Below are 8,796 nucleotides of genomic sequence, written 5' to 3'. Positions count from 1 at the left end.
AGTTATGTTGTAGCCAAGCTGAAATGACCGGACTTTAGCTAAGCTAAGTTGTCCGAATTTAGTAAAACATTAGTCTTGAATAATGTCCTTCGTATTCAATTAATGGCCAAATATTTCTTCACTGCGCGTCTGAAGATTGCGCAAGGCTTCGAGCAAATCGTCTTCATTAACATCACGCTGTCGTTTTTTCCCAGCATCCTTCTTCCTCCTGCTCGGTCCGTTCCCCGCCGGAAGCCCCTGCGACCGCGTATTATCACGTTTATCCTGCATGAGTTTAGCCACCGCCAACGCATGCCCGAGTCTTTTGTTATCAATTATCTCACCCTGATCTACCTCTGACAGCCGATCATAAGCCGAGTAGGGAAGTGCGGTGCCATTACTTCTGAGTTCGATACGTCCGTCAGGATACTGATACGTATTAAGATATTTGCCCATAACGCGTCGGCTTTCGTCATTATCTTCAAGAAGATATAACATCTTGTCGTATCGGATGGTCAGCGACTTTGAGACTTTCCTCGGTTCACGCCAGGTGAATATGAGATCCAGATTGTCGTCAGCATCGAGTGACCGGTGAACGTCAAAATCATGCCTCGGAAGTTGGGCAAAACGCCGGTTGTAGTCTGCCATGAACTCTTCGGCAAAGGCGTTAGCCATTTCAGGTGTGCTGATACCTTGGAGTCTTAGCTCCTTAACCAGTCTGTCCTGAAGCGTCAGATGTGCCCGCTCAACCCGTCCTTTGGCTGAACTGGTATTGGCGCAGATGCCGGTAATGTTGAGCTCGTTCATTGCACGCCCGAACTGTGTCTGACCATCGCCGCTGGCCGCATTTTTGTTGTTGATGCGAAAGACGCTGGCTTTGTCGCTATAGAATGCTAATGGTTTGCCGTGCTTTTCCAGGTAGCCGCGGGTCGCCTCGAAATACGTGAATGTCGACTCCGACTTCACGAAGTGCAGCTGCATGAGTCGACTGGTTGCGTCATCCACATAAACCAGCAGCGTGCAGGCCGGACCGCGTTCTTCAAACCAGCGATGATCGCAACCATCAATCTGGATAAGCTCGCCGACGCAGGCGCGGCGATAACGTGGCTGCTGAATTTTTGGGGCACGCTGTTTTCGAGGGATCCAGAGCCTGGCGAATATCATCAGCTTGCGGACAGTCTCTTTAGCCAGTACTACGTTATGTAACTCGGCCAGCTTCTCGCAGGCCAGCGTGGGACCAAAGTCAGCGTAGCGTTCGCGGATGATCTGAATGGCAAGCTCAGCAATACCTGCAGGCAACTGATAATTGCTGGGCTTGCCGCGTCTGCGATCAGTCATGCCAAGTGGGCCGTCTTCACGATAACGCTGAAGCAGGCGGCGACACTGCCTATCTGAAATACCAAGACGTTCTGCGGCAAGACGCGTGGTCAGCCGTCGGTCAATAACGTCTTGTATAATTTTAAGTCGGTTAACTTCGTTCATCGTAAAAAACTCCGCACCAGAAGCCGTCATAACAGGTTCCTCAGCAGGTCACCCGAAGCGGCCATGTCAGCTTAGCTCATAACGGTCATCTTAGCTTAGCCTCTATAAGTTAACTTCGTATAACGTTAATTATGTTAAATAAAATTATTATATTGCTATCTTTCAGACGTTTATCTTTTCTACCTAAAACCACTGTTTCACTAAAACCGTTCAGCGTTAAACTCTTCCATATAACCATAAAGTAAGACCTACCGGATTGTGATTTTGTTGGTGGCTATCCAATTCGGTAATTTGTTATTGCACGTGTATACTGCCGTGTAATGCACACGTATTGCCAAATCAGATCAAGGAGAGTTTTCATGTCAGTCAAACAACGTAATACACAGAGCGTCACCATGACTGTGGAGCGAGGTTTGCTAAACCGAGCACGTGAGGCCGGCATCAACCTTAGTGCCACACTTACTACGGCTCTGGATGCAGAACTGCGCCATCATGCCGCAAAAAAGTGGCAAGAGGAAAATATGGAAGCTCTTGAGTCCCTAAACCGATTCCATGATGAAAATGGTTGCTTTAGTGATGAATATAGGACGTTTTAAGTATGCAATTCACTGTGTATCACAATACTGGAAAAAGTGTCGCGTATCCCCTTCTGCTTGATGTGACGAGCGATATTATAGGTCAGTTAAATCGTAGAATTGTAATACCATTATTGCCCATTCAAAAATATCCGAGTGGGCATCGACCGGAACGTATGATTCCGCTGCTAAGGCTTTCAGATGGCATAGAATACGCAGTTATGACCCACGAACTAGCGAGCATACCCTGTCGAGTCCTTGGTGCTGAGTTTTGTAGCGCGATTCAATACCGTACGCAGATAAAAGCTGCGATCGATTTCCTTTTCGATGGAATCTAATTATTTCTAGTTTTAAATAAGATTGGAGACATAAATGATAACACTTGAAAGTGCAATCGAACTAGCAAGACCTTGGGCTACGAAACTCATTGAAGAAAAAGTATTTCCTTTTTTATTTCGAAAAGGATATGACTTTTATCAAAAAGAAAAAATATTTTCAGATTAAAATATCAGATGTCTGATTTTTTAGCCAAAACGCGAGCACAATGCTCTACAATAAATTCATTGGCGTTTCCTAATATCCTGAAAAAAGTAAGTGATATATATGAGCCCCTAACCCTGTCAAATTTGGATACAAGGGAAGAAAGTGAGCACCTAGTTCAACGTGGTGATGTTTTTCTAGAAGAGTTCAATAATGTTTTAATAATTGATAATGCAGGGATGGGTAAATCGACTCTTTTAAAAAAAATTGTAATTGATATAATCGATCACTCTGAATATATACCGATATATGTTGAGTTGCGTACGTTGACCGATCAACCTATAACAGAGCAACTTAATAAATTAATTGGGTTAGATAATGTTAGCAGTGAAGGTTATTTAGGGAACATCCCTTTTATATACTTTTTTGATGGAGTGGATGAGATACCATTTGACATTAAAAATGATGTCATCAAAAGGATAAAAGCTTTCACTGACGAGGTTCCCTATTCGAAGGTTATAATTACATCACGGCCAGACCAGTCACTTTTAGAATTGAAAAGTTATGTTCGGTTTAAGATAAAACCTCTCGATTTGAACCAATCTTTTAATCTTATTCGACTTTATGATGCAAATTCAACAAAACTAGGGAATAGTTTAATTCTTTCAAACAAACTCATATCTGAAATAAAATCAATGAGAGAAAAGGATAATGGCGCGATTCTTGAGTTCTTGACAACTCCATTATATGTCTCACTTCTATTTTGCTCGTACAAGTTTAAACCTGTAATACCGCGCAGGAAAGATTTATTCTATAGCCAGGTTTTTGAAGCTCTTTTTGAAACGCATGATTTAAGTAAAGAAACTGGCTATGTTAGACGAAAACAATCAGGTTTAGATATCACTGAGTTTAGCATTATCTTAAGAAGATTAGCATTTTGGTGTTTGAAAAATAATGGAAAGCTCGAGTTTAGTCGCTCTGAGCTCGAAGTGGTACTAGATGAAATTACTGGTAAATTAAAAGGGATTAATGTTAAGCCAATTAAATTCATTGATGACTTAATTTACGCGGTTCCGTTGTTTATAAAGGAAGCATCCGTTTATAGATGGGCCCATAAATCGTTGATGGAGTATTTTTCCGCTGAATTTATATGTATAGAAGTGAAAGATAAAAGAGATGAGTTACTTTTGAAAATATATGAAAGTAATAGTTCTGTGAAATATAAAAATATCATCGAACTCTGTTCGGATATAGATTATGCAACGTTCAGGAAATCCATACTACATAATTGCCTCAATGAGTACTTTGACCACTGGAATAAAATTAATAATTTTGTATACTTAAATGAGTGTGATAAGGAAATATGGGTAAGCATTAGTTTTTTTTCAGAGTTGAGTCTGCTTTTAACACCATATAGTAATGCGAATCTTGGCGACTTCGAATTATTAGGTGGCAATATATCTCCCCATAATGTTTTCGAGAATAATTTTATTGGATTCAGGGAATTCATAACGCATATCACTTATCCTGTGACATTAAAAAGTACAGTTTTCGAAATACTTAGATTGAAACATCCAGAATACTTCTTTAAGGAAAAAGATTATTTCAATAGATTGTCTATTGATATTTTAAAAATTCCTGAAAATGTCACTATTACCTCTATAGATGGCCGGTTGAGTAATTTCAGTAACGAAATTATTCCTGACGTCATAGGTGTACTACTTCAATTCAGGCATACATTGATGATCCCTGTAATTTACAACTCTTCTGCGAAGAAAGTCTTTGAAGATATAGTTTCAGATCAATCAAATGGAGTTGATGCTTTATTGGAAGGTTTTGATTGAAAATATGGTTTCATTATTCACTTGATTTAGTTGTTTAAAAACTTTGTGATTCAAACCAACCCATTAGCTGTCATTTTTGACCTAATGGGTATAGCTACACTTCGTTTCCTTTATCCTAAGTATCGGTAATTTTTCTAACTGCTAACTTTATATAATGGGACTTATATAAAGTTAACCATCTACTGTATGAGCTGGTAATCTATCCAGTAGTTACAAATGCAGATGATTTTCTCTGTAGATCGTGCAGGTTACGCTACGTGAAATCTGCAAGGTAAATGCCCTGTGTGTTTCTCAGAATCCACGTAGCATCGTCAGTGACTAGGAGTGTGCTTTTTAAGCTATATATGGGCAAATTAACACCGATCCCCCAGGCGTTACCGGCTATCCAGGCTGAAGAGGATGTTCTGGCCAGGCTTAAGGAATTTGTTCAGGATAAGGAGGCTTTTTCTCCCAATACGTGGCGACAACTAATGAGCGTGATGCGTATTTGCCATAAATGGTCGGCAGAGAATGGGCGTTCGTTTTTGCCTATGCTTCCGGCTGACCTTCGTGATTACCTGAACTGGTTGCAGGATAATGGCCGGGCCTCTTCAACGATTGCGACGCATGGCTCATTGATTTCGATGTTACACCGTAATGCTGGCCTGACTCCTCCTAATTCTTCACCGCTGGTTTTCCGGGCTGTTAAGAAAATAAATCGTGTCGCAGTTGTCACGGGTGAACGTACAGGCCAGGCCGTACCCTTTCGTCTTGAAAATCTGCTTGAGCTTGATGCGCTCTGGTCTGACTCAACATCGCTTCGCCTTAAACGTGATTTAGCATTTCTGCATGTAGCTTACAGCACGCTGCTGCGTATCAGTGAATTAGCCCGTCTTCGCGTTCGCGATATTTCCAGGGCAACAGATGGCAGGATCATACTTAATGTGAGTTACACCAAAACAATTGTCCAAACTGGTGGCCTGATCAAGTCCCTAAGTTTTCAGTCCTCCCGCCGGCTAACTGAGTGGTTGTCGGTGTCTGGTATCAATTCAGAACCTGACGCCTTCCTCTTTTGTCCGGTGCACCGATCTGGGAGTGCAACTCTTTCGGTCACTCGTCCGCTGAGCACGCCTGCGATTGAATCTATTTTCGCTCAGGCCTGGCATACGATTGGAGCAGGTGAAACCATCATTCCAAACAAAGGGCGTTACACAGCCTGGACTGGTCACAGCGCCCGCGTAGGAGCTGCGCAGGATATGGCTGGACGTGGTTATGCTGTCGCACAGATTATGCAGGAAGGAACCTGGAAAAAGCCTGAAACATTAATGCGTTATATTCGCAATCTTCAGGCTCATGAAGGCGCTATGACCGATCTTATGGAAAAGAGTACTCTGAACCATAACAATACATAATAGAATAATTCATACTTAATCATTATGAAGTGTTATTTCATCTTTTTTTGATTTTACACATGATGTGCTTAAAGGTCGTTGAAAATTCTAAAGGCGTAGCATTAATGTCATCGGATTAATTGGCGATGACGTAAAACCGTAGTGTTCATAAAATTGTTTAGCCGGTTCATGAAGTGCATGTACGAGCAATGCTCTGACACGTGTATTTTCGGCAATTGAGTGAACTCGAAGAACGGCATCCTGTAACAATGATGCACCTAGCTTTAATCCCTGAGTGCGCAGGTCGACCGCCAATCTTCCTAATACTATGACCGGAACTGGATCAGGCATATTACGCCTAACTGACCCTGTTGCTTCCTTGTGCGACACAGCGCCGGCTGCAAGGGCATAATAACCCACAACACTTTTATCGAGAGTCGCGACAACAAAAGTACGACTTGCACCGTTTAAATGGTTTGTCAGAGCACGCCGTTTTAACCATTCATCTAACATTGATTCCCCACAACCAAACGCATCAAGGATATGTTCAGTTGTAAGTGGTTCAGGAGCAGACAATTGTAAACTCATGCCCAGGGTGCTTTCACTGCCATCAGACGTTCCAGACCCTGATTTGCCTTTTGAGGTGCATCAAGCATCGCTGTGAATTCGTGGAATTTTTCAGTATCTAGCTGGAAAAAGACTTGGTCGAGCAGAATAGCCTGTGCGCGCTCACACGCGACTTCCAGCATAAAGTCAGATCGGTTTTTACCTAACAGAGTGGCAGCCTGATCGATGAGATCACGTTGTTCCGGTAAGGCACGCAAATTAATCGCAGCGTCACGCATTTTGTTTCCTCCTGTATTGACAATGGATATACTTTAAAGTGTTGTGTATCTATTGTCAATACACTCCCGGAGTAAACTTCTTAACAATGAACTGCCGGGTTTTGAGAGTCTGATTGCTTAGAAGAACTTCGCCAATAGGAGCAAGAATTTAGGTATAAGATACAGCGGCTCTTGCAGAACGCCTTACTAAAGCTGCAAAGCGGTCGGCTGTATTATTGCCTTTCAGCAGGTCGTTAATTTGCAAAAGATCCGGTTCTTCTCCGGGAGCTATACCTTCTCGCGTAACGGTTACACGGCCTACTCCTGAAGAGCCTATAACAGTCAAAAGCGATAAATCTGTTCCTCGAGCAGTGGACCAAATTTTTCACGAATGACTCTCAGAAGGTAACCCTCAGGCAGATTCTGTCTGAAAAATGGATACAAATCCCTTGGCCAACGCCATGCTGCTTCACTAACAGGCATCGACAGGCTGATAAATTCGTTACTCTTAGTTTCTGGTAAGTATTGAAGCACATACTTATCCCGGTCCCGGAATAGTGTCGCGACTTTCTTACCCAAAACTTGCACATCTAACTTCATGATGCTTCCGCATTGCGCTGTTCTAGGAGAATGTCATCCAGGGTTCGGACATGCCCTATTTTGACTGCACGTAAGTCATAGCCCGCGGCCTCTAAAAGACGGACAAGAATCGACACACTCATATCGCCTTTTGCAAGTGTCTCCATTCGAACAACGGTCACACGTGAAACACCTGCTTTCTCAGCCAATTCAGCCTGAGACAAGCCTGCTTCGATCCTTGCAGTTTTAAGCATTTCTGCAACATCATAGAGAGTAGTCATGTGTGTCTCCTGGGATACTATAAACCACGTATAAAGCAAAAATGTATCCCATGGGACTCATAATGTGACTTTAATACGACAAATCTAGCTTGAGTAGCAATTTAAATGAGTTCTGAAATTTACGAATAAAGAACAGAAGTATCCCTTGGGATACTTGAAAGTGAAAGATGTTGTTAATGTATCCTATGAGATACATTAATGAAAATTGGATAAAAGTGATCTGCCCTATATTAATTAACACTCTGTGACGTACCAACCATTCGCTTATGGCTCAAAAATGAGTTGTTGGTGGGAAGTGGACGAGAAACTGATACTCACAAGGCATTACTTGCATCAAGGTATATTGATCAACGGGAAGCAGATCACCCCATAGTTTATAAAGGTTTTAAGCGGAGAATTTTAAGTTTTACTCCTCACTCTGTTTATTGCAATATCGCTCAAAGGTATAAAACCTAAAGGTTCGTCTGATGCAGAGAACAAAAAATAAAAAGGTATTAATCCTTATATTTTCCTTACTCTTCGTTCAGTTACTGAGCGGGTGCTCACTGACTCGAGTTTCTGAAAAATCGCATGCCAGAGAAGTCGAGAGCCTAAATCTTATCGGAATGAGCTTGGATGCGGCGAAAGAAAAGTTAAGTAAAGAAGGATTTGATTGCAGCGACTATCCTGAGACCAATAGGGTGCAAACCCAATCAGGCGCACGCACTTTAATACAGCTTGATTGTAGCAAACGAAGCTTAGAACTGATTTGTCCGCAAATACGCTATGCGGTACTCAATGTCGATCCCCAAAGCTTAAAAGTGGTATTGGTGGGAAACCGTATAACTCAACAAGCATGTTTTTGATGATTAATGATCCTACGCCAAGCCTGTTTTTTAAGCAGGCATGACGGGCGGTTTTGAGCGAAAGATAGTCATTCGCAGTTTGATAAAGGCATTACTTAAATCGTGGCGTGCTACACAACAGGGAGCAGGCCAAGAAGGCCTATGCATACACAGTCAACTTTTAAAACTGAGGTTAGGACAGCTCTTCCCGCTTAACCAACGGAACACTGTAATCAGGTCGAATAATCTTTGAACCCGGCTTAGCTCGCATCTCTTGCGGAAAGTGCCAGATGTTAAAATCCTTATTCGGGAATGTATCGTAATGGAATACATCCCAACCAAGCAGAGCAGCCATACGTTCAAAGGCAAGCTCTTTAGCCACTGATAGTTCCAGCCGAGGATTAAGGTACTTCAGGTACCCAGAGTTCACCGCCCCAGTCAGGATGTCTACAACCTGTAATCCAAGATGATGTTTAGAGTCATGCATCGTGACAGACTTAACCAGCTTCTTCATCCCTGCCCTAGCCAACATGTTGTTCGCAACAATTCCTGTCACTT

The 8,796-nt window shown here is 42.3% G+C and carries 12 protein-coding genes; 6 read left to right on the top strand and 6 right to left on the bottom strand.

Annotated elements, in window-relative coordinates; translation table 11 throughout:
• Positions 1-99: 99 nt before the first annotated feature.
• Positions 100-1,491, bottom strand: coding sequence for an ISNCY family transposase (locus ACJY2G_RS25205; RefSeq protein WP_439292348.1), 1,392 nt, complete (start codon positions 1,489-1,491; stop codon positions 100-102).
• Positions 1,492-1,820: 329 nt separating this feature from the next.
• Between ACJY2G_RS25205 and ACJY2G_RS25200 the strand changes: the two genes are divergently transcribed.
• The 5 genes from ACJY2G_RS25200 to ACJY2G_RS25180 all read left to right on the top strand — a co-directional run bounded on the left by ACJY2G_RS25200 (position 1,821) and on the right by ACJY2G_RS25180 (position 5,751).
• Entirely contained in the window at positions 1,821-2,057 is a 237-nt protein-coding gene (locus tag ACJY2G_RS25200) for a type II toxin-antitoxin system CcdA family antitoxin (RefSeq protein WP_439292347.1), read from the top strand.
• 2 nt (positions 2,058-2,059) lie between these two features.
• Entirely contained in the window at positions 2,060-2,374 is a 315-nt protein-coding gene (locus tag ACJY2G_RS25195) for a CcdB family protein (protein ID WP_439292346.1), read from the top strand.
• A 34-nt stretch (positions 2,375-2,408) separates the two neighbouring features.
• Positions 2,409-2,540, top strand: a complete 132-nt coding sequence (locus ACJY2G_RS25190; RefSeq protein WP_439292345.1) for a hypothetical protein — start codon at positions 2,409-2,411, stop codon at positions 2,538-2,540.
• Between the two features lie 8 nt (positions 2,541-2,548).
• Positions 2,549-4,360: an NACHT domain-containing protein gene (locus tag ACJY2G_RS25185; protein WP_439292344.1), complete on the top strand. Its 1,812-nt coding sequence runs from the start codon at positions 2,549-2,551 to the stop codon at positions 4,358-4,360.
• Positions 4,361-4,704: 344 nt separating this feature from the next.
• Entirely contained in the window at positions 4,705-5,751 is a 1,047-nt protein-coding gene (locus tag ACJY2G_RS25180; RefSeq protein ID WP_439292343.1) for a tyrosine-type recombinase/integrase, read from the top strand.
• An 87-nt stretch (positions 5,752-5,838) separates the two neighbouring features.
• Here the strand turns inward: ACJY2G_RS25180 and ACJY2G_RS25175 are convergent, their stop codons facing one another.
• The 4 genes from ACJY2G_RS25175 to ACJY2G_RS25160 form a co-directional block, all read right to left on the bottom strand.
• Positions 5,839-6,318: a GNAT family N-acetyltransferase gene (locus tag ACJY2G_RS25175; protein WP_439292342.1), complete on the bottom strand. Its 480-nt coding sequence runs from the start codon at positions 6,316-6,318 to the stop codon at positions 5,839-5,841.
• On the bottom strand, positions 6,315-6,575 hold the full coding sequence (locus ACJY2G_RS25170; RefSeq protein ID WP_217172011.1) for a DUF1778 domain-containing protein: 261 nt from the start codon (positions 6,573-6,575) through the stop codon (positions 6,315-6,317). Before ACJY2G_RS25170 ends, ACJY2G_RS25175 begins: the two co-directional genes overlap by 4 nt.
• Before the next feature lie 321 nt (positions 6,576-6,896).
• A complete protein-coding gene (locus ACJY2G_RS25165; protein WP_439292341.1) occupies positions 6,897-7,154 on the bottom strand; it encodes a HipA N-terminal domain-containing protein in 258 nt (85 codons plus the stop codon).
• Positions 7,151-7,414: a helix-turn-helix transcriptional regulator gene (locus ACJY2G_RS25160; protein ID WP_439292340.1), complete on the bottom strand. Its 264-nt coding sequence runs from the start codon at positions 7,412-7,414 to the stop codon at positions 7,151-7,153. The genes ACJY2G_RS25165 and ACJY2G_RS25160 overlap by 4 nt, the downstream gene beginning before the upstream one ends.
• Before the next feature lie 467 nt (positions 7,415-7,881).
• Between ACJY2G_RS25160 and ACJY2G_RS25155 the strand changes: the two genes are divergently transcribed.
• A complete protein-coding gene (locus ACJY2G_RS25155; protein ID WP_439292339.1) occupies positions 7,882-8,259 on the top strand; it encodes a hypothetical protein in 378 nt (125 codons plus the stop codon).
• 172 nt (positions 8,260-8,431) lie between these two features.
• Here ACJY2G_RS25155 and ACJY2G_RS25150 read toward each other — a convergent pair.
• On the bottom strand, positions 8,432-8,796 hold a 365-nt coding region (locus tag ACJY2G_RS25150; RefSeq protein WP_439292338.1), incomplete at its 5' end, for a DUF3800 domain-containing protein.

The sequence above is a fragment of the Rahnella sp. ATs2 genome (assembly GCF_051851855.1).
GTDB lineage: Bacteria > Pseudomonadota > Gammaproteobacteria > Enterobacterales > Enterobacteriaceae > Rahnella > Rahnella variigena.
Note: the sequence above shows the minus strand (reverse complement) of the source record. Positions and strands in the feature narration are given on the sequence as shown.

Bases quoted from the DNA above. Each gene is read 5' to 3' on its own strand.
- ACJY2G_RS25205 (WP_439292348.1), bottom strand. From the start codon at position 1,491: ATGACGGCTTCTGGTGCGGAGTTTTTTACGATGAACGAAGTTAACCGA.
- ACJY2G_RS25200 (WP_439292347.1), top strand. From the start codon at position 1,821: ATGTCAGTCAAACAACGTAATACACAGAGCGTCACCATGACTGTGGAG.
- ACJY2G_RS25195 (WP_439292346.1), top strand. From the start codon at position 2,060: ATGCAATTCACTGTGTATCACAATACTGGAAAAAGTGTCGCGTATCCC.
- ACJY2G_RS25190 (WP_439292345.1), top strand. From the start codon at position 2,409: ATGATAACACTTGAAAGTGCAATCGAACTAGCAAGACCTTGGGCTACG.
- ACJY2G_RS25185 (WP_439292344.1), top strand. From the start codon at position 2,549: ATGTCTGATTTTTTAGCCAAAACGCGAGCACAATGCTCTACAATAAAT.
- ACJY2G_RS25180 (WP_439292343.1), top strand. From the start codon at position 4,705: ATGGGCAAATTAACACCGATCCCCCAGGCGTTACCGGCTATCCAGGCT.
- ACJY2G_RS25175 (WP_439292342.1), bottom strand. From the start codon at position 6,318: ATGAGTTTACAATTGTCTGCTCCTGAACCACTTACAACTGAACATATC.
- ACJY2G_RS25170 (WP_217172011.1), bottom strand. From the start codon at position 6,575: ATGCGTGACGCTGCGATTAATTTGCGTGCCTTACCGGAACAACGTGAT.
- ACJY2G_RS25165 (WP_439292341.1), bottom strand. From the start codon at position 7,154: ATGAAGTTAGATGTGCAAGTTTTGGGTAAGAAAGTCGCGACACTATTC.
- ACJY2G_RS25160 (WP_439292340.1), bottom strand. From the start codon at position 7,414: ATGACTACTCTCTATGATGTTGCAGAAATGCTTAAAACTGCAAGGATC.
- ACJY2G_RS25155 (WP_439292339.1), top strand. From the start codon at position 7,882: ATGCAGAGAACAAAAAATAAAAAGGTATTAATCCTTATATTTTCCTTA.